Raw genomic sequence first — 22,221 nt, 5'->3', positions numbered from 1 at the left:
CGTCAGGCCGTGCCGCCGCGGCCGGTGACCGCGTGGGCCGTCTCGACGACGTGGTCGATGAAGCCGTACTCGAGCGCCTCCTGCGCCGTGAACCAGCGGTCGCGGTCGGCGTCGGAGTTGATCTGCTCGATCGTCTTGCCCGTCTGCTGGGCGGTCAGCTCGGCCAGCACGGTCTTCATGTGCAGGATCAGCTGGGCGTTGATCCGCACGTCGGTCGCGGTGCCGGCGATGCCGCCGGACGGCTGGTGCATCATCACGCGGGCGTGGGGCGTGGCGTAGCGCTTGCCCTTGGCACCCGAGGAGAGCAGGAACTGCCCCATCGAGGCCGCCATGCCGATGCCGATGGTCGCGACGTCCGGCTGGACGTACTGCATCGTGTCGTAGATCGCCATGCCGGCCGTGATGGACCCGCCCGGCGAGTTGATGTACAGCCAGATGTCCTTGTCGGGGTCCTCTGCCGCCAGCAGCATCATCTGGGCGCAGATGGCGTTCGCGTTCTCGTCGCGCACCTCCGAGCCGAGCCAGATGATGCGCTCGCGCAGCAGTCGGTTGTAGATGGAGTCGTTGAGACCGAACCCCGGGGAATCGGCCCGGGCGATCGCCGGCACCTGCTCGTTCACGGATGGGCTCCCTCGTCGAGTGCTGGTGGATCACCGTGCCGCCCGGTCCGGGTCCCGCGAGGGACCGTGCTGGACGGCGACGCTGCAGCGACCCTAACGCCCTGCCAGGTGGGGCCATGTCCGGCGCGGGGGCCGTTTCGCTGACGGCGCACGGGGCGCCCTCCTCGGCTCCGAGGGCCAGCGGCAGCCCGGCCGGTGCGGCCGGACGTGCGACGGGCCCGGGCCGGCATGATGCCGGCCCGGGCCCGTCGTGACGGTTGCGAGCTCAGTCGCGGATGATCGCCGAGATGTCGGTCGCGGCGTCCGTGGCGACCGGGGAGGCCTGCTCCGTGGTCTCGGCGGCCTCGTCGGACTCGGTGGTCGGCGCCTCCGCCGCCTCCTCCTCGTCCGTGCCGATGAACTCGGACAGGTCGACGGTGGCGCCGGCCGGGTCGGTGACGGTCACGCGGCGCAGCGCGACGGCCAGCGCCTTGGAGCGGGCGACCTCGGCCACCATCGACGGGATCTGCCCCTGCTGGTCGATCGTCTGGATGAAGGTGTTCGGGTCCATGCCGTACTGGCGCGAGGCGTTGATCAGGTAGTCGACCAGCTCGGGCTGGCTGACCTTGACCTGCAGGTCCTCGGCGAGGGTGTCGAGCAGGATCTGGTTGCGCAGCGCGGTGGTGGCCTGCTCGGTCACCTCGGCGCGGTGCACGTCGTCCTCGAGGCGGCCCTCGGACTCGAGGTGGCGGACGACCTCGGCCTCGACCACACCGGCCGGGACCGGGATGTCGAGCTCGCCGATCAGCTGCTCGAGCAGCCGGTCGCGGGCCTGGACGGCACGGTTCTGGGTCTTGATGCGGCCGACCTGCTCGCGCAGGTCCACCAGCAGCTCGTCCAGCGTGTCGAACTCGCTGGCGAGCTGGGCGAAGTCGTCGTCCGCCTCGGGCAGCTGGCGCTCCTTGACGGTGGACGCCGTGACCGTCACCTGGGCCGTCTGACCGGCGTGCTCGCCGCCGACCAGGGCGCTCTCGAACGTGGTGGTCTCCCCCGCCGACAGGTCGGTGAGCGCCTCGTCCAGACCCTCGAGCATGTTGCCGGAGCCGATCTGGTAGCTGACGCCGCTGACCTTGTCGACCTCCTCGCCGTCGATCGTGGCGACGAGGTCGATCTGGACGAAGTCGCCGTCCGCGGCGGGGCGGTCGACGCCCACGAGGGTGCCGAAGCGCTCGCGCAGGCCGTCGAGACGCGCCTGCACGTCCTCGTCCGTCACCTCGATGTCGTCCACGGCGACCGTGACGCCGTCGAGCGCCGGCACCGCGATCTCGGGGCGGACCTCCACCTCGGCGGTGAAGTGCAGCTCACCCTCCTCGCCGGGCTTGGTGCTGGTGAGGCCCGGCACCTGGGTGACCTCGACGTTCGGCTGGCCGAGCGGGCGCAGCTTGTTGTCGCGCACGGCCTCCGCGTAGAACTCCCCGAGCCCCTCGTTGACCGCGTGCTCGATGACGGCGGGCCGTCCCACGCGCTGGTCGATGATGCGCGGCGGCACCTTGCCCTTGCGGAAGCCCGGCACGGTGACCTGCTCGGCGATGTGCTGGTACGCGTGCTCGATGCTCGGCTTGAGCTCGTCGTACGTCACCTCGACGGTCAGCTTGACCTTCGTGGGCTCCAGGGTCTCGACGGCGCTCTTCACTTCGGGTGCTCTCCAACTGGTTCGGCGGGCGCCGGTGCTCCGGCGGGGGCGCGTGCGTCGCGCGTACCGCCCGGGACGAGCAGGGCGGCGTCGACCTCGCGCTGGCGACCCTCGATCGTACGTCACGGCATCCTCGCGCCCCAATCCGCCCCTGGCGCTCGGCGCTGCCGTCCGGCGGCAGGGCCCGCGGACTCAGGGGCCGTCGCACGGGTCGGGTGCGTCCGGGGCTGCGGACCGCCGAGGTCCGGCAGACTGGCGCCGATGAGCTTCTACGGCGAGACCGAGGTGGGCGGCCCCAACGGGCTGACCTACGCCGTGCTGGTGACCCGGCTGGCGCACGACGAGCTGCTGGAGGTCCTCACTGCAGAGCGGTTCTCCGGCTGGGTCGCGCCGACCGAGGACGGGTGGACGGTCGCCGTGCCCGAGTCGCCGCTGGGCCACGTCGCCTCGCACCGACGGCGGCTTCCCGAGCTCGCGGAGGCGATCAGCGACCGCACCGATGCCGTGGTGGCCTCCGTCGTCGTGGTCAAGGACGAGCTGCTGCGGCTGTGGGCGGGCCGGGGAGGCGCGCAGCTCGTCGACTACGTCAGCGACCCGAGCGTCGGTGCGGAGGACGCGCCGCTCGAGCTGGACCCGTTCGGCAACCCGGTGGGCATCTCCGACGGCCCGGTCGGGGCGCACGGGGCTTCGGCCCTCGCGCGCGCGGCGGACCGGGCGCAGGCCGCCGACGAGCTGCAGGAGCTGCTGGCCGAGCGGCTCGGCGAGAGCGAGAACGAGTCGGAGCGGCTGCAGGCCGCGGCACGGCTGCTCGGCTGGCCGGGCTGGCTGGTCGCCGTCGACTCGCTGCCGCGGCGGGTGCCCGGCGGACCGGACGCGTCGGCGTTCACGCGGCTGCGGGCGGGACGCGGGGGCATCGGCGGGATCGCCGCCGCGCAGGCGGCTCGGGTGGTGCGTCGGAAGGCCTGATCCGCCCGGTACCCTGAGGGCCGCGGTCCGCCCTGGCGGACCTGTGCGGACGTAGCTCAATGGTAGAGCCCCAGTCTTCCAAACTGGCTACGCGGGTTCGATTCCCGTCGTCCGCTCCACCCACTCTCGTCCGCCCGTCACAGACGCGATCCGGCAGCCGTCCCGACGGCCAGTGCGCCCCGGGCCGGTTGCCGGGCGATCCTGCGGCGCAGCGCGTCCTGAGCGGGCACCGGCAGCAGCCGCGCGATCGCCGCCATGCGGCGCGCGTTCTTGCCGGACAGGTAGGAGGACCGGGGACGGGAGGCGCGCAGCGCGCGCTCGACCGTCGCCGCCACGACCTCGGGTGGGCTCCCCTTCTCGTGCAGGTCGGCGAAGAAGTCCACCAGGTGGCCGAAAGCGTCCCGGTACAGCGCGCGGCCCTCGGGGGTCGCCTCGTCCAGCATCCGCTGGGCGTCGCTCTCGAGCTTGTCCACCGCCTCGCTGCGGATGCTGCCCGGCTCCACCACCGTCACGTGGATGTCCCACGGCGCGAGCTCCTGCCGCAGCGCGGCGCTCATCGTGGCCAGGGCGCTCTTGGTGGCGGCCAGCGGGCCGACGAACGGGGGCGTGAAGCGGGCGCCGATCGAGCCGATCATGACGATCCGGCCTCGAGCGCGCCGCAGCAGCGGGAGGGCAGCCTGGGTGACGGCGAGCTGGCCGGTGACGTTGACGTCGAGCTGGCGGCGGAACTGCTCGAGCGGGATCAGCTCCAGCGGCCCGAACACCCCGATCCCGGCGTTGTTCACCAGGCCGGCGAGGCCGGCGTCGCCCACGTGGGCGGTGATGAGCTCGACGGCCGACGCGACCTGCTGCGGGTCGGTGACGTCCAGGATCACGGGGGTCACGTCAGCGCCGGCCGCCTCGGCGAGAGCCGCTCCGTCCGCCGGCTTCCGGACGCCGGCGAACACGTGGTAGCCGCTCCTCGCCAGGCGTTGCGCCGCGGCGCGACCGATGCCGGACGAGGCTCCGGTGACCAGCACGTGGGAGTGCGCACAGGTGGTCATGTCTCCCCCTTCAGGAGATGCGGGTGCCCGTGAGGTAGGACTGGACGACCGGGGCGACCCATCGGACCAGGTCGTCGACGCCCGCCGCCGTCAGTGCGTCGAGGCGGACCGCGTAACGGGCGACGGCCAGGCCGACGAGCTGGCTGGCGGCCAGCGCCGCACCGAGCTCGGCGTGCTCCGAGCGGAACGACGCGGCGAGCTCACCGAGCACGCGGTCGGCGAGCAGCCGGCGCAGCAGCGCCGCGGCGTGCTCGCTGTCGACGGCGGACCGGATGAGCCCGAAGAACGGCCCCGGCTGCGACACGTCGCCGAGCAGGGACAGGAAGTACCTGACCAGCCGCTCTCCGGCGGCCTCCGGTGCGCCTGCCGCGACCGCCGCGACGGCCCGCTCGGGCACGATCAGAGCGGTCGCCACCTCGGTGAACAGCTGCTCCTTGTTGCCGAAGAAGCGGCGGACCAGGGCGGAGTCGACCCCGGCGGCGGCCGCGACGCCGCGCATGCTCGTCGCGTCGAACCCGTGGGCCGCGAAGCACTCGGCCGCCGCGGCGACGATCTGCTCCCGCGTGCTCGTCGGTCCGGGACGCCTGCCGGTCCGTGCCATCGGTCCTCCTAAGTCCTCGTTTGGAGACTTATAAAGTCTGCACCCGGGGACTTATGCCCGACAAGCACCTGGAGCCGTCTCGTCCGGTCGACGAGTCAGTGGCCGGCGCGCACGGCCGGATGCACCATGAGCAGGGTGCTGTCGGGCGCGGAGGTGCGAGATGGCGGCGGTGGACGAGGTGCTGGTCGGCCTGAAGGACCAGCTCGACGGCCTGCGCGAGCTGTACCGGGACCTGCACCGACATCCCGAGCTGAGCATGCGCGAGCACCGGACGGCCGAGCTGCTCGAGCAGCGGCTGAGTGGCCTCGGCTACGCGGTGCAGCGGATCGGCGGGACGGGAGTGGTCGGCGTGCTGGCCAACGGGCCCGGACCCGTGGTGCTGGCCCGGGCGGACACCGACGCGCTGCCTGTGCGCGAGGCGACGAGGTTGGACTACGCGTCGACCGAGACGGTCCAGGACGAGTCGGGACCCGTGCCGGTGATGCACGCCTGCGGGCACGACATGCACGCCGCGGCGCTGCTGGGGGCTGCCGCGCTCATGGCGGGTCGACGCACGGCCTGGTCGGGGACGTACGTGGTGCTGCTCCAGCCCGGCGAGGAGGTCGGCGCCGGCGCGCAGGCGATGCTGGACGACGGCCTGACGGCGAAGATCCCGCGACCGGACGTCGCCGTGGGCCAGCACGTGCTGCCGTTCGAGGCCGGAACCATCGGCACCACCCCGGGTCCGGTGCTGTCCGCCGGGGACTCGGTGAAGGTCACGGTCTACGGCAAGGGCGCGCACGGCTCCATGCCCCACAACGCGGTCGACCCGGTGGTGCTGGCGGCCAGCATCGTGCTGCGGCTGCAGACGATCGTGTCCCGCGAGACCCCGCCGGGGGCGTTCGCCGTGGTGACCGTCGGCGCCCTGAACGCCGGCACGAAGTCGAACATCATCCCCGACCGGGCGACGCTGCTGCTGAACCTGCGGACGTACGACGCGGCCCTGCGCGCGCGGGTGGTCGCCTCGATCGAGCGGATGGTCCGCGCGGAGTGCGAGGCGTCCGGCAGCCCCCGCGAGCCGGACATCGAGTACTACGACCAGTTCCCGCTGACCTCCAACGACCCGGGTGCGAACGACCAGGTGACACGCGCGTTCGTCGCCCACTTCGGCGCCGACCGGGTGCACCACCAGGAACCCGTCACCGCGTCGGAGGACTTCTCCCGCATCCCCGACGCGTTCGGCATCCCGTACGCCTACTGGACCGTCGGCGGGCACGACGCGGCCGAGTACCGCGCCGCCGTCGCGGCCGGCCGGGTCGCGCAGGACATCCCCGCCAACCACTCCCCTCTCTTCGCCCCCGTCATCGACCCCACCTTGGCGACCATGGTGCAGACCCAGGTGGTCGCCGCCCTCGCCTACCTCGCACCGGGGAGCTGACGGCACCGGGCGCGAGGCGTCGCGGGCCGGGCGGCCTGATGATGGAGACCGTCTGCCTCCTGCTGCCGTCCACCCCGCGAAGGAGCCCCGTGACCCCGTCGCCCCGCCCTGTCGTCGACTTCTGGTTCGACCCCGCCTGCCCGTGGGCCTGGATGACCTCGCGGTGGGTGACCGAGGTGAGCCGGCACCGCGACGTCGACCTGCGTTGGCACGTGATGAGCCTGTCCGTGCTGAACGAGGGCCGGGACCTGCCGGAGGACTACCGACGGCTGATGGACGACTCGTGGGCGGCCGTGCGCGTCGCGATCGCGGCCGCGCGGGACCACGGGGACGAGGTGCTGGCGCCGCTGTACACGGCACTGGGCACCCGCCGGCACCCGCAGGGCCGCACGGACACCGACGCGATCATCGCCGAGTCGCTCGCGGAGGTCCGTCTGCCCGCGTCCCTGGCGGCGGTGGGGGCCACCACCGAGGTGGACGACCTGCTGCGCGCCTCCCACCAGCGGGCGATCGACCTGGTCGGGGACGACGTCGGCACGCCGGTGATAGCCATCGACGGCGTGGGGTACTTCGGGCCGGTGGTGACGCCCGCGCCGACCGGCCAGGCGGCGCTCGACCTGTTCGACGGCCTGGTGCTGATGACGCGCGTGCCGGGCTTCTACGAGCTGAAGCGCACCCGGACGGCCGGACCGCAGCTCTGACGGGCGCCCGCCGTCGGGCCCGTCCGTCGCCCCATCACCACGGCACCGTGCCGTCGTGGTCGAAGAACGTGCCCGTCGGTCCGTCCCGGCCGAGCAGCGCCGCCCGCACGATGGCGCGAGCGCCCTCCTCCACGGTCTGCACCCCGCGGTGGCCGTTGAAGTCGGTGGCGGTGAACCCGGGGTCGACGGAATTGACGCGCAGCTGCGGGAACGCCTTCGCGTACTGCACCGTCACCATGTTCACGGCCGCCTTCGCCGAGCTGTAGGCGAGGAGCTGGTACCGGCTCGCGATCGACGCCGGGTCGGTGGCCAGCGTCATCGACCCCAGCCCGCTGCTCACGTTGACCACCGTCGCGTCGGTGGACCGCTGCAGCGCCGGCAGGAAGGCCCGCGTCACGCGCACGACGCCGAAGACGTTGGTGTCGAACACCGTGCGCATCACGTCCGCCGTCACGTCGGCCGGTGCCGCGAGCCCGCCGGAGACCCCGGCGTTGTTCACCAGCACGTCGAGCTCCCCGACGGTGGCCGCCGCGGCGGCGACGGAGGCGTCGTCGGTCACGTCGAGCTGCACGAGCCGGGCGCCCAGCTCGTCGGCAGCTCGCCGGCCGCGCTCGGCGTCCCGGGCGCCGATCCACACGTCGTGCCCGAGGGCGAGGAGCTGTCGGGCGGTCTCACGGCCGAGGCCCTTGTTGCCACCTGTGATCAAGGTCGTGGTCATGCGAGCAGCCTGTGCCGGTCCCCCGTGGGTCGGCAGGTACCCGCGGTACCAGGGTGCGGAGCGGCCTGCCGGCGGAGCGAGACTGGGTCCATGCCGTCCGACCTGGGAACCGTCCTGCGCACGTGGCGGGAACGTGTGGCGCCGCAGGACGTCGGCCTGCCGCCGGGGTTCCGCCGGCGGACCCCGGGCCTGCGCCGCGACGAGCTCGCCCTGCTCGCCGGCGTCTCCGTCGACTACGTCACGCAGCTGGAGCAGGGCCGGGCCACCGCGCCGTCCGCTCGGGTGCTCGAGGCACTCGCGCGGGCTCTGGGGCTCGGCACGGCGGAGCGTGACCACCTCTTCCTGTCCGCCGGGCTGCGCCCACCGGGCGCCGGCACGGTGTCCCGGCACGTCACGTCCGGGGTCCGTCGCCTGGTCGACCGGCTCTCGGGCACGCCGGTGAGCGTGTGGGACGCGACCTGGACGATGCTGCTGGCGAACGACGCGTGGATGGCGCTGCTCGGCCCGCTCCGCGACGAGACGGAGCGCAACCTACTCTGGCGCCACTTCGTGCTCGGGATCAGCGCCGTGCGCCACGGGTCGGCCGCCGACCTCGACCGCTTCGAGACCGCGCTCGTCGCCGACCTGCGCGCCGCTGCGGCCGACCACCCCACCGACCCGTCGGTGGACGCCCTGGTCAGCGGCCTGCGGGCACGCAGCGAGCGGTTCGCGCAGCTGTGGGACGCCGGGGTGGTGGAACGGCACGCCTCGGAGCGCAAGACGGTGGTGCACCCGTCTGTGGGCGAGGTCGTGGTGGACTGCGACGTGCTGACCGTGCCCGGAGCCGGTGACCTGCGCATCGTGATGTACACCGCGGAGCCGGGCAGCGAGGCGGCGGGCGCGCTGGCGCTGCTCTCGACGATCGGCACCCAGCCCCGCTGACCCCACCCCGACAGGACGGACGACGATGGAGCACGACTCGACCGGCACGACCGTGGCCGGACCCGTCGTCCTGGTGGAGTGCACCCGGGGCGAGCTCGTCGAGAGCGTGCACCACGGCTCGCTCTGCAGCGCCGACGACCAGGGCCGCGTCCTGCTCGGCGCCGGTCCCGTCGACGCGCCCGTCTTCCCGAGGTCGACGCTGAAGCCCCTGCAGCTCGCCGCGATGCTCCGCAGCGGCCTCGAGCTCCCCGAGGACCTGCTCGCGCTCGGCGCGTCGAGCCACTCGGGCGCGGCGGTCCACCGGGACGGGGTGCGGCGGATCCTCGCGCTGCACGGGCACGACGAGACGGCGCTGCGCAACGTCGCTGCGCTGCCTCTCGGCGAACCGGAGCGCGAGGAGTGGCTGCGCACCGGCCACGGACCGGTGCCGGTGTGCCAGGACTGCTCCGGCAAGCACGCCGCGATGGTGGCGACGTGCGTGGTCAACGGCTGGTCGGTCGACGACTACCTGTCCCTCGAGCACCCGCTCCAGCGGGCGATCGAGCGGACCATGACCGAGCTGACCGGCGAGCAGCCGGCGACCGTCTCCGTCGACGGCTGCGGCGCGCCCCTGTTCGCGTTCAGCCTGCGCGGTCTCGCGACGGCGTACGCGCGGCTCGCGACGGCGGCCGAGGGCACGGTCGAGGGCCGGGTGCTGGCGGCGATGCGCCGGTTCCCCGAGCTGGTGGGCGGCGAGGACCGGGACGTGACCCGACTGATGCGCGCGGTCCCGGGGTTGGTCGCGAAGGACGGCGCCGAGGGCGTGCAGGCGCTGGCGCTGCCCGACGGGACGGGCGTCGCGATCAAGATCGAGGACGGGGCCGACCGGGCGCGGCTGCCGGTGGTGCTCGCCGTGCTGGAGAGCGTCGGGGTCGACCAGGCCGCGCTGCGCACAGTGCCGGTGCCGCCCGTGCTCGGCGGTGGGGTGCCGGTCGGGACGCTCCGCGTCGCGGAGTCGGTGCCGGGGCTGCTGGCTGCCGGCTGAGGGCACCTGACGCTCAGAGCCGCCCTGACGCAGCTGCCGCCCGCGCCCAGGTCTGCCAGTCGACGCCCCTGACCAGGGCGCCCGGGCCCGGCAGCACGGAGCCGGCCGTCATGCTGGGCGATGCCGGCACCGGCTCGATCCGCACCCGCTCGCCGCGCAGCTCGACCAGCTGCCGGACCAGGTCCACGAGGTCCTCCCGCCGGGGACCGGCCACGTCGACGTCGCCCTCCGTCCGGTCGGTCGCCAGCTCGACGAGAAGCCGCGCCACCTCCCGCGACTCCACCGGCTGGGTCGGCATCCGCATCACCTGGGCGGTGTCGCCGTGCCGGCCCCGGTCGAGCACCTGGCCGGGGAACTCGTGGAACTGGGTGGCTCGGAGCACCCGGGGCCCGGGCGCGTGCTCGCGGGTCGCGCGCTCGTGCGCGAGCGTGGCGACGTACCAGGGGTAGTCCTGGCTGCGGTCCACGCCGACGATGGACAGCACGACCGTGCGCCGCACACCGGCGGCGTGCGCTGCGGCTCCGAGGTTCGCCGCTGCCCGGGTGAAGAAGTCGACGGCCCCGGTTTGGTCCATGACGGGCGAGCGGGTCGTGTCGATCACCGCGTCCACGCCCTCGAGGCGGTCGCCCACCGATCCCGGGACCATGAGGTCGACGCCGGTCGCGCGGCTCAGCGGCACCACCTCGTGGCCGCCGGTCCGCGCCAGCTCCACCACCTGTGCGCCGATCAGGCCCGTGGCACCGGCCACCGCCAGCCTCTGCACGTCCGTCACCCGGCCGATGCTAGGCGGGCGGTCACCGGGTGAATCGGCCCTCCGTGAGCCGCACCACCCGATGGAGTTCTTCCGGTGCGCAGGCGCAGGCCGATAGGGGGGGTGCCACCCGCGCGCGATGCGGCGCTCGCCGGGCGACGGAGTGGGCAGAGAGCGCGAGGCCTGGATGACGGCGATGCATCGAACCCCGTCTCCCTTCCTGATGACCGTCCTCCTGTCGCTCGTCGGGGTGGCCGCCTTCGCCGTGACCGGTGCCCACGTGCGGCTGTGGCTGCTGGTCGTCGCTCCGCTGGCCGCGGCGGTGACCGTCATCCTGTCCGTGGGCCTGCGCGGTCCGGCACGGCCACGGGCGTGGCTGCTGCTGGCGTTCGCGCTCGTCTCGGCCGCGATCGGCTCCGCGGTGCAGGTGCACGAGCAGGCCATCACGTCGGCCGTGTCCCTGGCCTTCGACGTCGGCTCGCTGGCCGTGGGCGTGGCGATCCTCGCCTTCACCCCTCCCGTGCCGGCTGAGCGGGACCGGTTCGCCTGGCTGGAGAGCGCGATCGGTCTGGTGTCGCTCGCCACCGTCGGCTACCAGTTCCTGGTCCAGCCGTACGTCGACGCCGGAGCCACGACGGCGGCGGTGACGTCCGCGGCGGCGCTGCCGACCCTCGACCTCGGGCTGTTCGCCCTCCTGCTGCGCCTGCGCGACCACCGTCCACGCCGCAGCACGTCGCTCACGGTGCTGGTGGGGGCCCTGTGCTGCGCGGTCGCGTCCGACACCGTCGTCGGGCTGGCCACCATCGGGGGTCAGTACCACCCCGGCTCCCGGTGGGACGGCTTCTCCTACATCTCCTACCTGGCGCTGGGCGTCGCGGCGGCGCACCCGTCGATGACCAAGGTGGGCCTGCCCTCGGCGGGCGTCGCGCCCTCGCGTGTTCCCGGCCTCCTGCTCCTGCTGCCCGCGGGGGCCGTCGTGCCGGCGCTGTGCCTGGGGGCGGTGCTGGGCACGCTGCACCTGGACCTCTGGCTCGCTGCGGCCGCAGGGCTCGTGCTCTTCCTGCTCGCGATGTCCCGCGCGATCGACCTGCTCGCCCGCAGCGAGCGCGCCAGCCTGCACGACGCCCTGACCGGCCTGGCCAACCTCCGGCGGTTCCGCAACGAGCTGGCGCGGTCGGCACACCTGCCGCACGGCGTGACGGCGCTGCTCGCGCTGCTCGACCTGGACGACTTCAAGGCGATCAACGACACCTACGGGCACACGGTGGGCGACGCCCTGCTGGTCCAGGTGGCCGACCGGCTGACCGCTGCCCTTCCCGCCGGGCTGCTCGTCGCCCGGTTCGGCGGCGACGAGTTCGGCGTCCTGGCCGTCGGCACCGACACCGACGCGACGACGCAGGCGGACCGCATCGGCGGCCAGATCCTCTCGGTGTTCGCCGAGCCCTTCGTGCTGGAGGGCCTGCCGCTGCGCGTCTCCGCGAGCGTCGGCGTGGTCATCTCCCCCGACGTCCAGACCCTCGAACGGCTGCAGGTCGACGCGGACATCGCGATGTACGCCGCCAAGGACGCGGGCCGAGCGACGTACCGGGTCTACAGCCGGGAGCTGCGCGACCAGGTGCTCGGGCAGCGCGAGCTCGCCGGTCAGCTGGACCACGCGCTGCGCCACCCGGAGTCCGGCGGGCTGTGGGTCGCCTACCAGCCGGTGGTGGCGGTCAACGGCGCCGGCCTGCGGTCCGTCGAGGCGCTGGTGCGGTGGCGGCACCCGAGCCGAGGCCCGCTGCTGCCCGGTCAGTTCCTGCCCACCGCCGAGCACGTGGGCCTCTCCGCGGACCTCGACGAGCTGGTCCTCGCCACGGCGCTGCGTCAGCTGGCCACCTGGTGCGACACCGACCCCGCGTTCCGGTCCATCCGGGTCGCCGTCAACATGACGGCGGCCTCGCTCAGCCGCTCCGACCTGGTCACGCACGTCCTCGACCACGTCACGAACGCCGGTCTGCTCCCCAGCCAGCTGACCATCGAGATCACCGAGCAGACCGCGGTGCCCGGCGGTGCCGAGCTGACCGCCGCACTCAACGAGCTGACGGCGGCGGGCGTGGAGCTGGCGATCGACGACTTCGGCACCGGCTACTCCGCCCTGAACTACCTCGAGCGGTTCCCCGTCTCGGTGCTCAAGCTCGACAGCAGCCTGATCAACTCCGTCGACACCCACCCCTCACCGCTGCTGGCGGCGGTCACCGCGCTCGCGCGCTCCCTGGGGCTGGTGCTCGTCGCCGAGGGTGTCGAGCGGGCCGGGCAGCTGGTGGCGCTCCAGCAGCTCGACATCCCCTACGTGCAGGGCTTCCTGTTCGCCCGGGCGCAGCCGGCCCGCGCCGTGGAGGACTACCTGCGCAGCCACGGCCTGCACACCGGCGGGCGCGCGACCGCATCGTCCGGGCCACCGGCCGGGCGCAGCTTCGGCGTGCCCTCGCCGGGCCGCCCGACGCCGTAGCAGCGGGTCACCCCGAGCCGCCCCGCCGGGCGGTGCGTCCGCCGGTGAGCGAGGATCACCGAGGGCTGCCGCGCGGTGGTCCGGGACAGGAGGCGGACGATGAGCAGCTCGACCAGCCAGCCGCAGGATGACGACCGGCCGCAGCCGCCCGTCGTCGAGGGCACCGGACCTGACGAGAACGAGCTCGACCCCGGCAAGACGTCCGCGGAGGACTCCGAGGACGGCGGGCGGTCCGACGCGGGCTGACACGTCGTCCCCGGGCAGGCGACCGGCTCAGCGCCAGGCCGGGTCGACCCGGTGCAGCTCCACGTCCTGCAGCGCACCGTCACGCGTCTGCGCCGTCATGAACGTCGCGAACGGCTGACGCCGCCGGTCCGTCGGCGAACCGGGGTTGAGCAGCCGCATCCCGGTGGGTGTGCACGAGTCCCACGGGATGTGGCTGTGGCCGAAGACGAGCACGTCCAGGCCGGGGTGGTCCCGGTCGCAGCGCGCCTCGCGGCCGGTGGCCGGGCCGGTCTGGTGCACCACGCCGAGACGGACGCCGTCCAGCTCGACGGTCGCGACGGTGGGCAGCAGCCTGGTCAGCGCCGCCGAGTCGTTGTTGCCGGCGCAGCCGACCAGCTGCGCGGCCCGCGAGGCGACCGCGGCGTACAGCTGCTCGGAGATCCAGTCCCCGGCGTGCACCACCACGTCCGCCGCGTCGACCGCCGCCCACACGACGGGCGGCAGGTCGCGCGCCCGCACCGGCACATGGGTGTCGGCGAGCAGCACCAGTCGCATCGCCCGATCCTGCCGCCGTCCGCGACCGGCCGCACGGGTGCCGCCCTCAGCGACGTGCGCCGCTCGCGGGCCGCTCCACCCGCTCCCATCCCCGCCGCGGCGGCTCCGCCCCGAGCCGCGGGCTGCGCGAGCGGTAGACGACGTACGGCCGCCACAGGTACCAGACCGGCGCGCTGAACACGTGCACCAGCCGGGTGAACGGCCACAGCGCGAACAGGCCGAACGCCAGCAGCCCGTGCAGCTGGAAGCCGATCGGCGCGTGCGCCATCAGCTCCGGGTGCAGGTGCCCGTAGAAGATGCCGCGGAACCACACCGACACGCCCAGCCGGTAGTCGTACTCACCGCCGAGCTTGAGCGCCGAGCCGGCGGCCGTGTTCCACAGGCCCAGCAGGACGACCGCGGCGAGCCAGGCGTACATCAGCTTGTCCATCTTGGTGGTGGCGCTGAACACGGGCCCGACGGTCCGCCGCCGGTAGATCAGCAGCACCATCCCGACGAGCGTGCAGACCCCGGCGATGCCGCCGATCCCCACGGCCATCACGTGGTACGCCGTCTCGCTGATGCCCACCGCCGACGTCCACGACTCCGGGATGCCCAGACCCATCACGTGCCCGAGGAAGACGAACAGGATCCCGAAGTGGAACAGCGGGCTGGCCCAGCGCAGCAGCCGGGACTCGTAGAGCTGGGACGAGCGGGTGGTCCAGCCGAACTTGTCGTACCGGTACCGCCAGACGTGGCCCAGCCCGAACACCGCCAGGCAGACGTACGGCACCACCACCCACAGCAGCAGGTCCTTGGTGCTCATCGGCGGGCTCCCATCGGCGTCGGTGGCGGCATGAACGGCTCGAGACCGACCTCCTCCCCCGGCGGTCCCTCGGCCGCCAGCCGGGCGACCGCGTCCCGCTCGTCCCCCGCGAGCGGAGGCAGCGTGGCGCACACGGCCCCCACCACCCCCGCATAGGGCGACCGCGAGTCCTCGAGCGCCAGCCGCAGCAGCTCCAGGCCGGCACGGTGGGCCAGCAGCAGTGCGATGCCCGCTTCCGCGTCCGTGGTCGCGGCGAACTCCAGCAGGATGCACAGGTGGTCCGGCAGCTCCTCGCCGTCCACCTCCGCACCGGCCGCCCGGTACGCCTGCTTGAGCTCGACGAGCGCGACGCCGCGCTTCCGGGTGTCGCCGTAGGAGTAGTAGGTGAGGTAGAGGCTGCACCGCCGGCGCAGGTCGAACGTCTCGACGTAGTCGGCCTGCAGCTGCGACAGCGCCGTGAGGCGGAGGTGGTCGGCCAGCTGCCGCAACGGCGCCCCGACGGGGTCGGGAAGCTCCTGCGCGGCGGCCTCGACCTGCGGCAGCAGCGCGAGCAGCTCCGGCGACGGGTACTCCAGCAGGAGCGCCGCCAGCCGGTGCACCACGGCCGTCTGCCGGGTGGCGAGCCGGTGGGCGGCCGCGGCGCGGGCGACGCGGTTCATCGGGGCTCCGTCCCCGACCCCGTCGGACCGGGTTCGCTGCCACCCGCGGGCAGCGGCTGCGTCTCGCCCGACGGGCCGTCCGGCTCGTGCGGCCGCGCCTCCTCGGGCCGCGGCGGGAACATCCCCTCGGGCGCCCCCTTGCCGTCCCAGTTGAGCAGGTTGACGCGCGCCTTGCGCGTGGCCGGGTCGGCGACCGTGTCCGTCAGCTGCCGCTGCTGCAGCATGTGGAAGTTCTCCACGGCGATCGGCGTCGTGCCGCCCGAGCCCTCGCCGAACGGTCCCCACTCGTTCATCCCCGGGCCGCCCTCGTAGTCCAGGCTGCACTCGGTGGCCAGCTCCTCCAGGCCGTGCGCCTGCTCCTCGTGCGCGGTGGGGATCACGTACCGCTCGTCGTACTTGGCGATCGCCAGCAGCCGGTACATCTCGCGCATGGTGCCCTCGTCCATGCCGACGGACGCCGGGATCGACGCGTCGCCCTCACGCCCCATCGACAGGTCGCGCATGTACGACCGCATCGCGGCGAGCTTGCGCAGCACCGCCGTGACCGGTGCGGTGTCGCCCGCCGTGAACAGGCCGGCCAGGTACTCCACCGGGATGCGCAGCGCGTCGATGGCGGCGAACAGGTTGCCCCGCTCCTCGGCGTCCTCCCCCGTGTCCCGCACCACGTCCACCACCGGCGACAGCGGCGGGATGTACCAGACCATCGGCATGGTCCGGTACTCGGGGTGCAGCGGCAGCGCCACCTCGTAGGTGCTGATCAGCTTCCAGATCGGCGAGCGCTGGGCGGCGTCGATCCAGTCCCGCGGGATGCCCGACCGCTCCGCCTCCCGGATCACCTCGGCGTCGAACGGGTCGAGGAACACGCTGCGCTGCGCCGCGAGCAGCTTGGTCTCGTCCGGCTCGCTGGCCGCCGCGAGCACGCGGTCGGCGTCGTACAGGACGAGGCCGATGTAGCGCAGCCGGCCGACGCACGTCTCCGAGCACACCGTCGGGATGCCCACCTCGATGCGCGGGAAGCAGAACGTGCACTTCTCGGCCTTGCCGGTGCGGTGGTTGAAGTAGACCTTCTTGTACGGGCAGCCGGTGACGCACTTGCGCCAGCCGCGACAGCGGTCCTGGTCGACCAGCACGATGCCGTCCTCGGACCGCTTGTAGATCGCGCCGGACGGGCACGAGGCGGCGCACGACGGGTTCAGGCAGTGCTCGCAGATGCGCGGCAGGTAGAACATGAACGTCTTCTCGAACTCGAGCTTGACGTCCGCCGACACCTTGGCCAGGACCGGGTCGTCCTTGGTCAGCTCCGGGGCGCCGCCCAGGTCGTCGTCCCAGTTGGCGCTCCAGCGCACCTTGGTCGGCTCGCCGGTGATCAACGACAACGGCCGGGCCACCGGCGTGTGCTCCTGCAGCGGGGCGCTGGTCAGGTTCTCGTAGTCGTAGGTCCAGGGCTCGTAGTACTGGTCCATCGACGGCATCTTGGGGCTGGCGAAGATGGTCAGCAGGTTCTTCGCACGGCTGCCCGCCTTCAGCTGCAGTCGCCCGCGGCGGTTCAGCGTCCAGCCGCCCTGCCAGCGCTCCTGGTCCTCGTACGTGCGCGGGTAGCCCTGACCCGGGCGCGTCTCGACGTTGTTGAACCAGACGTACTCCATGCCCGTGCGGTTGGTCCACGCCTGCTTGCAGGTGACCGAGCACGTGTGGCAGCCGATGCACTTGTCGAGGTTCATCACCATCGACATCTGAGCCATGACCTTCATCGCGCTTCCCCTTCGCTCGTTCCTCGCTCCGGAGTGCGCCGCTCAGCGACTCTCATCAGTACTGCACCTCCTGCGAGCGCCGGCGGATGACGGTGACCTCGTCGCGCTGGTTCCCGGTGGGGCCGAGGTAGTTGAACGCGTAGGACAGCTGCGCGTACCCGCCGATCAGGTGGCTCGGCTTGATGAGCAGCCTGGTCAGGGAGTTGTGGATGCCGCCGCGGCGGCCCGTCGTCTCGGTCAGTGGCACGTCGATCAGGCGGTCCTGGGCGTGGTACATGTACACGGTCCCCTGGGGCATCCGGTGCGAGACGACGGCCCTCGCGACGACGACGCCGTTGCGGTTGACCGCCTCGACCCAGTCGTTGTCCCGCACGCCCACGGTGGCGGCGTCCAGGTCGCTCATCCAGATGGTCGGGCCGCCGCGGGACAGCGTCAGCATGAAGAGGTTGTCCTGGTACTCGGAGTGGATCGACCACTTGTTGTGCGGCGTCAGGTAGCGCAACGTGACGCCGAGCTCGCCGGTGGAGCCGAGCTCCGGCTCACCGAACAGCTCGCGCATGTCGAGAGGTGGCCGGAACACCGGCAGCTGCTCGCCCAGCTCGGCCATCCAGTCATGGTCCAGGTAGAAGTGCTGCCGACCGGTCAGCGTGTGCCAGGGCTTGAGCCGTTCCACGTTCACCGTGAACGGCGAGTACCGCCGCCCGTGCGCCTCGGTGCCGGACCACTCGGGTGAGGTGATCACCGTGGCCGGACGGCTCTGGGTGTCGGCGAAGGTGACCCGCTTGCCCTCGTGCTCGGCCGCCAGGTCGGCGATCGTCGTCCCGGTGCGCCTCTCGAGGGTGTGGAAGCCCTGGACGGCGAGGCGGCCGTTGGTGGTGCCGGACAGCGCGAGGATCGCCTCGCAGGCCTGGACGTCCCGGGTCAGCAGCGGACGCCCCTCGAGCACGTCGCTGCCGGTGTTCCGGGCCACGCCGTTCTTCTGGCCGAGGTACGCCACCTCCTCGCGCACGTCGAACGTGACGCCCTTGGTGGTGGCGCCCAGGGTGTCGACGAGCGGTCCGAGGGTCGCCATCTTCGCGGCGACCGCCCCGTAGTCCCGTTCGACCACGACGAGCTTCGGCATGGTCACACCCGGCACGGGGTCGCACTCGCCCTGCGCCCAGTCCAGCGCGACACCACCCGGGTTGAGCAGCTCGTCGGGCGTGTCGTGCGTGAAGGGCACGGCCACGACGTCCCGCCGCACCCCGAGGTGCGTGCGCGCCAGCGTGCTGAACGTGCGCGCCAGCGTCTGGAAGATGTCGAAGTCGGTGCGGCTCTGCCACGGTGGCGCGATCGCGGGGCTGAACGAGTTGACGAACGGGTGCATGTCCGTCGTGTTGAGGTCGTGCTTCTCGTACCAGGTGGCCGCCGGCAGCACCACGTCGGAGAACACCGTGGTGCTGGTCATCCGGAAGTCGAGCGAGAGCAGCAGGTCGAGCTTGCCCGTGGGTGCCTCGTCCCGCCAGACGACGTCGCGCGGCCGCCGGTCCGGAGGCGCCTCCGCGGCTCGCAGGTTGGACTCGGTTCCCAGCAGGTGCTTGAGGAAGTACTCGTTGCCCTTGGCGGAGCTGCCGAGCAGGTTGGCCCGCCACACCGTCAGCACGCGCGGGAAGTTCTCCGGCGCGTCGGGGTCCTCGGCCGCGAAGCGCAGTCGGCCGGCGGTGAGCTCCTGCGGCACGTACTCGTCGACCGGCAGGCCGGCCGCGTCGGCGTCGTCGGCGAGGGCCAAGGGGCTGCGGTCGAACGTCGGGTACGACGGCATCCAGCCCATCCGGGCCGTCTTGGCGATCACGTCCGCCGTGGTCAGCCCGGCCAGGAGGCCCTTGCCGGTCGCCGCCGAGAGCGCGTCGGCGGAGAAGGGGTCGTACCGGAACTGGTCCGTGTGCAGGTACCAGTAGGCGGTCTGGATCATGGTGCGTGGCGGCCGCGCCCAGTCCAGCGCCATCGCGTAGGTGGTGTAGCCGGTGATCGGCCGCACCTTCTCCTGGCCGACGTAGTGCGCCCAGCCACCGCCGTTCACGCCCTGGCAGCCGGTGAGCATCGTCAGCGTGAGGAACGTGCGGTAGATCGTGTCGGAGTGGAACCAGTGGTTGGTGCCCGCTCCCATGATGATCATCGAGCGGCCGCGCGACTCCTCGGCGTTGGCGGCGAACTCCCGCCCGATCCGTGCGGCAGCCGCCGCGGGGACGCCGGTGAACTGCTCCTGCCACGCCGGTGTGCCGGGCTGGTCCGCGTCGTCGTACCCGGTGGGCCACTCCCCCGGCAGGTCCGGGCGTCCGACGCCGTACCGGGCGAGCAGCAGGTCGAACACCGTGGTGACCAGGTGACCCGCGACCCGGCGGGCCGGCACGCCGCGTCGGATGGTCCCGGCGGACCCGTCCAGCGCGTCGAACCGCGGCAGGTCCACCTCGACGCCCTGCACCTCGCCCGCACCGGCGCCCCGACCGGGTGCCGCGCCGAGCGGCGCCTCCGCGGACAGGCTCAGCAGCGGGTCGACGTCCCCCAGGTCGAGGTTCCACCGCCCCTCACCGGACTTGCCGTACCGGAAGCCGAGCGACCCGCCCGGCACCACCGGCAGGCCGGTCGCCCGGTCGAGCAGCACCGTCTTGAAGGCGGCGTTCTCGCTGGTCGCCTCGGCGCCGGGCAGGTCCGCGGCGGTGAGGAACTTGCCGGGCACGTAGGCGCCGTCCCGCTCGTCGAGCCGCACCAGGAACGGCAGGTCCGTGTACCGCTTGACGTAGGAGTCGAAGTACGGCGTCTGCTTCTCGACGAAGAACTCGCGCAGGATCACGTGGCCCATCGCCATGGCCAGCGCCCCGTCGGTGCCGGGCTGCGCCGCGAGCCAGTCGTCGGCGAACTTCACGTTGTCCGCGTAGTCCGGTGAGACGACCACCACCTTCTGACCGCGGTAGCGGGCCTCCGTCATCCAGTGCGCGTCCGGGGTGCGCGTCACCGGGACGTTGGAGCCCCACATGATCAGGTAGCCGGCGTCCCACCAGTCCCCCGACTCCGGCACGTCGGTCTGGTCGCCGAACACCTGCGGCGACGCGACCGGCAGGTCCGCGTACCAGTCGTAGAACGAGAGCATCGGGGCGCCGATCAGCTCGTGGAACCGGGCGCCGACGCCGTGCGACACCTGCGACATCGCGGGGATCGGCGAGAAGCCGGCCACGCGGTCCGGCCCGTACGTCTTGATCGTGTACACCTGCGCGGCGGCGACGATCTCCACCGCCTCGTCCCAGCTGGCCCGCACCAGGCCGCCCCGGCCCCGCGCGCTCTTGTACCGGCGGGCCTTGTCCGGGTCCTCGACGATCGCCGCCCACGCCGCCACCGGGTCACCCGTGCGGCGCCGCTCCTCGCGGTACAGGTCGAGCAGCACCCCGCGCACGTACGGGTAGCGGATCCGGGTCGGCGAGTACGTGTACCAGCTGAACGCCGCGCCGCGCGGGCAGCCGCGGGGCTCGTACTCGGGCCGGTCCGGGCCGACGCTCGGGTAGTCGGTCTGCTGCGCCTCCCACGTGATGATCCCGTCCTTGACGTAGACCTTCCACGAGCACGACCCGGTGCAGTTGACGCCGTGGGTGGAGCGGACCACCTTGTCGTGGCTCCAGCGGTCCCGGTAGAACTCGTCGGCGTCCCGCCCGCCCACCTTGCTCAGGGTCCGCAGGTCGGCCGACACCTCGCCGCGCCGCAGGTGGCGCCCGAGCCGGAGCAGCGCCTCTGACACCGGGCCGTCGAGGCCCGGCTCGGCAGGGGTGCGCGGTGTGGTGCTCGGGTTCATCTGGGCTCCTTCGATCGACACACGCTCGTGCGGAGGTAGCGAGAACGGGCTCAGCTGGGCCGGGATGCCCCCGGCGCCGGTCGGCGGAGCGCGGAGCCGCGGGGGTACGCGGCGGCCCGGCGTGCGCCTGCCGGGGGTGCGGCGGGCGCGGGTGCGGAGGGTGCTGAGGGTGCGGGTGCTGCGAGGGCACAGCGAGCGAGGTCGTTCTCCCTCGGCTGGACCACCCTCGGTTCCTCCCGGACTCGGCTGTCGTCAGTGTTGCTCAGGGAAGCCGCGGTTAAAAGCGGATACGCCCGTGGAAATTCAAGTTCCTCTCGCCGTGCCGCTCCAGCGGTCCGTGGTTAGCGTGCGGGAGGGCTTCATCGGGCCCTCGGCCGGCGGCCCCCACGCGGGCCGGGCCCCCACGGGGAGAAGGAGCGACCATGCGTGCGCTGACCACCATCCCGCTGCACGGCGGCACCCTGCAGGTCAGCGACGTCCCGGACGCCACGGCTCCGGACGGCCACCTGCTGGTCGACGCCCTCGCCGTCGGGGTGTGCGGGACCGACCGGGAGATCGCCGACGGGGACTACGGGTGGGCGCCGCCCGGCCGGGAGCGGCTGGTGATCGGCCACGAGTCCCTGGGGCGAGTCCGCACCGCGCCCGACGGCAGCAGCTTCTCCCCCGGCGACCTGGTGGTCGGCGTCGTGCGCCGGCCGGACCCCGTGCCGTGCGGCGCCTGCGCGCACGGGCAGTTCGACATGTGCCGCAACGGGCAGTACACCGAGCGCGGCATCAAGCAGCTCGACGGCTACGCGAGCGAGCAGTGGTCGGTGGAACCGGACTTCGCGGTGAAGCTCGACCCGCGGCTGCACCAGGTCGGCGTGCTGATGGAGCCGACGACGGTGGTCGCCAAGGCCTGGGACCAGGTGGAGCACGTCGGGCGGCGCGCCTGGTTCGAGCCCCGCACGGTGCTGGTCACCGGCGCCGGACCCATCGGGCTGCTCGCCGCCATGCTGGGCGTCCAGCGCGGGCTCGACGTGCACGTGCTCGACCGGGTGACCGACGGGCCGAAGCCCGCGCTGGTCTCCGACCTCGGCGCGACGTACCACCACGGCGACATCGACGAGGTCGCGACGGCGATCAAGCCGGACGTCGTCATCGAGGCGACCGGCGTCGGCCCGCTGATCTTCGGCGCGATCGCGGCCACCTCGTCGTACGGCATCGTCTGCCTGACCGGCGTGTCACCGACCAGGCGCCGGCTGACCATCGACGCCGGCGGGCTCAACCGCGAGATCGTGCTGGAGAACGAGGCGGTCGTCGGCTCGGTCAACGCCAACCTGCACCACTACCGACTGGCGGCCGAGGCCCTGGCCGAGGCCGACGTCGAGTGGCTCGCGCGGCTGATCACGCGCCGGGTCCCCGTGGAGCGGTTCGCCGACGCGTTCACCGACCAGGACGACGACGTGAAGGTGGTGCTGACGTTCGACGGGTCCGGCAGCTGA

General features: G+C 73.0%; 19 protein-coding genes and 1 tRNA gene. 9 read left to right on the top strand and 11 right to left on the bottom strand.

What is annotated here, in order from left to right:
- Positions 1-2: 2 nt before the first annotated feature.
- Both N0B34_RS04930 and tig read right to left on the bottom strand, forming a co-directional pair.
- Complete coding sequence (locus N0B34_RS04930; RefSeq protein ID WP_263730190.1) at positions 3-620, bottom strand: ATP-dependent Clp protease proteolytic subunit; 618 nt, start codon at positions 618-620, stop codon at positions 3-5.
- 265 nt (positions 621-885) lie between these two features.
- On the bottom strand, positions 886-2,292 hold the full coding sequence (gene tig / locus N0B34_RS04925) for a trigger factor (protein ID WP_263730189.1): 1,407 nt from the start codon (positions 2,290-2,292) through the stop codon (positions 886-888).
- Between the two features lie 261 nt (positions 2,293-2,553).
- Here tig and N0B34_RS04920 point away from each other — a divergent pair, with 261 nt between their 5' ends.
- Complete coding sequence (locus N0B34_RS04920) at positions 2,554-3,258, top strand: hypothetical protein (protein WP_263730188.1); 705 nt, start codon at positions 2,554-2,556, stop codon at positions 3,256-3,258.
- Positions 3,259-3,303: 45 nt separating this feature from the next.
- Positions 3,304-3,377, top strand: a tRNA-Gly gene (locus tag N0B34_RS04915).
- An 18-nt stretch (positions 3,378-3,395) separates the two neighbouring features.
- Here N0B34_RS04915 and N0B34_RS04910 read toward each other — a convergent pair.
- Positions 3,396-4,301, bottom strand: a complete 906-nt coding sequence (locus N0B34_RS04910) for an SDR family oxidoreductase (protein ID WP_263730187.1) — start codon at positions 4,299-4,301, stop codon at positions 3,396-3,398.
- 10 nt (positions 4,302-4,311) lie between these two features.
- Complete coding sequence (locus N0B34_RS04905; RefSeq protein ID WP_263730186.1) at positions 4,312-4,902, bottom strand: TetR/AcrR family transcriptional regulator; 591 nt, start codon at positions 4,900-4,902, stop codon at positions 4,312-4,314.
- A 160-nt stretch (positions 4,903-5,062) separates the two neighbouring features.
- Here N0B34_RS04905 and N0B34_RS04900 point away from each other — a divergent pair, with 160 nt between their 5' ends.
- Positions 5,063-6,319 (top strand): amidohydrolase, encoded by a 1,257-nt coding sequence (locus N0B34_RS04900; RefSeq protein WP_263730185.1) that lies wholly within the window; start codon positions 5,063-5,065, stop codon positions 6,317-6,319.
- Between the two features lie 89 nt (positions 6,320-6,408).
- Entirely contained in the window at positions 6,409-7,020 is a 612-nt protein-coding gene (locus N0B34_RS04895; protein WP_263730184.1) for a DsbA family protein, read from the top strand.
- A gap of 34 nt (positions 7,021-7,054) precedes the next feature.
- On the opposite strand, the gene N0B34_RS04890 is transcribed toward N0B34_RS04895, so the two are convergent.
- Positions 7,055-7,738 (bottom strand): SDR family NAD(P)-dependent oxidoreductase, encoded by a 684-nt coding sequence (locus tag N0B34_RS04890; protein WP_263730183.1) that lies wholly within the window; start codon positions 7,736-7,738, stop codon positions 7,055-7,057.
- 90 nt (positions 7,739-7,828) lie between these two features.
- Here N0B34_RS04890 and N0B34_RS04885 point away from each other — a divergent pair, with 90 nt between their 5' ends.
- A complete protein-coding gene (locus N0B34_RS04885) occupies positions 7,829-8,659 on the top strand; it encodes a helix-turn-helix transcriptional regulator (RefSeq protein ID WP_263730182.1) in 831 nt (276 codons plus the stop codon).
- A 25-nt stretch (positions 8,660-8,684) separates the two neighbouring features.
- Entirely contained in the window at positions 8,685-9,683 is a 999-nt protein-coding gene (locus N0B34_RS04880; RefSeq protein WP_263730180.1) for an asparaginase, read from the top strand.
- A 13-nt stretch (positions 9,684-9,696) separates the two neighbouring features.
- On the opposite strand, the gene N0B34_RS04875 is transcribed toward N0B34_RS04880, so the two are convergent.
- The gene (locus tag N0B34_RS04875; protein WP_263730179.1) at positions 9,697-10,455 is read right to left on the bottom strand and encodes an SDR family oxidoreductase; all 759 of its coding nucleotides are present in this window, start codon (positions 10,453-10,455) and stop codon (positions 9,697-9,699) included.
- A 202-nt stretch (positions 10,456-10,657) separates the two neighbouring features.
- Between N0B34_RS04875 and N0B34_RS04870 the strand changes: the two genes are divergently transcribed.
- Both N0B34_RS04870 and N0B34_RS04865 read left to right on the top strand, forming a co-directional pair.
- A complete protein-coding gene (locus N0B34_RS04870; protein WP_263730178.1) occupies positions 10,658-12,922 on the top strand; it encodes a putative bifunctional diguanylate cyclase/phosphodiesterase in 2,265 nt (754 codons plus the stop codon).
- Between the two features lie 99 nt (positions 12,923-13,021).
- Positions 13,022-13,168 (top strand): hypothetical protein, encoded by a 147-nt coding sequence (locus N0B34_RS04865; RefSeq protein ID WP_263730177.1) that lies wholly within the window; start codon positions 13,022-13,024, stop codon positions 13,166-13,168.
- Positions 13,169-13,195: 27 nt separating this feature from the next.
- On the opposite strand, the gene N0B34_RS04860 is transcribed toward N0B34_RS04865, so the two are convergent.
- The 5 genes from N0B34_RS04860 to N0B34_RS04840 are packed head-to-tail and all read right to left on the bottom strand — an operon-like array spanning position 13,196 to position 20,737.
- Positions 13,196-13,702, bottom strand: coding sequence for a metallophosphoesterase family protein (locus tag N0B34_RS04860; protein ID WP_263730176.1), 507 nt, complete (start codon positions 13,700-13,702; stop codon positions 13,196-13,198).
- A 46-nt stretch (positions 13,703-13,748) separates the two neighbouring features.
- Positions 13,749-14,507: a respiratory nitrate reductase subunit gamma gene (gene narI, locus N0B34_RS04855; protein WP_263730175.1), complete on the bottom strand. Its 759-nt coding sequence runs from the start codon at positions 14,505-14,507 to the stop codon at positions 13,749-13,751.
- Complete coding sequence (narJ, locus tag N0B34_RS04850) at positions 14,504-15,166, bottom strand: nitrate reductase molybdenum cofactor assembly chaperone (RefSeq protein ID WP_263730174.1); 663 nt, start codon at positions 15,164-15,166, stop codon at positions 14,504-14,506. The genes narI and narJ overlap by 4 nt, the downstream gene beginning before the upstream one ends.
- A complete protein-coding gene (gene narH / locus N0B34_RS04845; protein ID WP_263730173.1) occupies positions 15,163-16,917 on the bottom strand; it encodes a nitrate reductase subunit beta in 1,755 nt (584 codons plus the stop codon). The genes narJ and narH overlap by 4 nt, the downstream gene beginning before the upstream one ends.
- 55 nt (positions 16,918-16,972) lie before the next feature.
- On the bottom strand, positions 16,973-20,737 hold the full coding sequence (locus N0B34_RS04840) for a nitrate reductase subunit alpha (RefSeq protein ID WP_263730172.1): 3,765 nt from the start codon (positions 20,735-20,737) through the stop codon (positions 16,973-16,975).
- 422 nt (positions 20,738-21,159) lie between these two features.
- On the opposite strand from N0B34_RS04840, the gene N0B34_RS04835 reads away from it, so the two are divergent.
- Positions 21,160-22,221 (top strand): glucose 1-dehydrogenase, encoded by a 1,062-nt coding sequence (locus N0B34_RS04835; RefSeq protein ID WP_263730171.1) that lies wholly within the window; start codon positions 21,160-21,162, stop codon positions 22,219-22,221.

It is taken from the genome of Cellulomonas sp. SG140 (assembly GCF_025770785.1).
Lineage (GTDB): Bacteria > Actinomycetota > Actinomycetes > Actinomycetales > Cellulomonadaceae > Cellulomonas.
The sequence above is the reverse complement of the archived record's forward strand: the minus strand, read 5'-3'. Positions and strand labels throughout refer to the sequence as shown.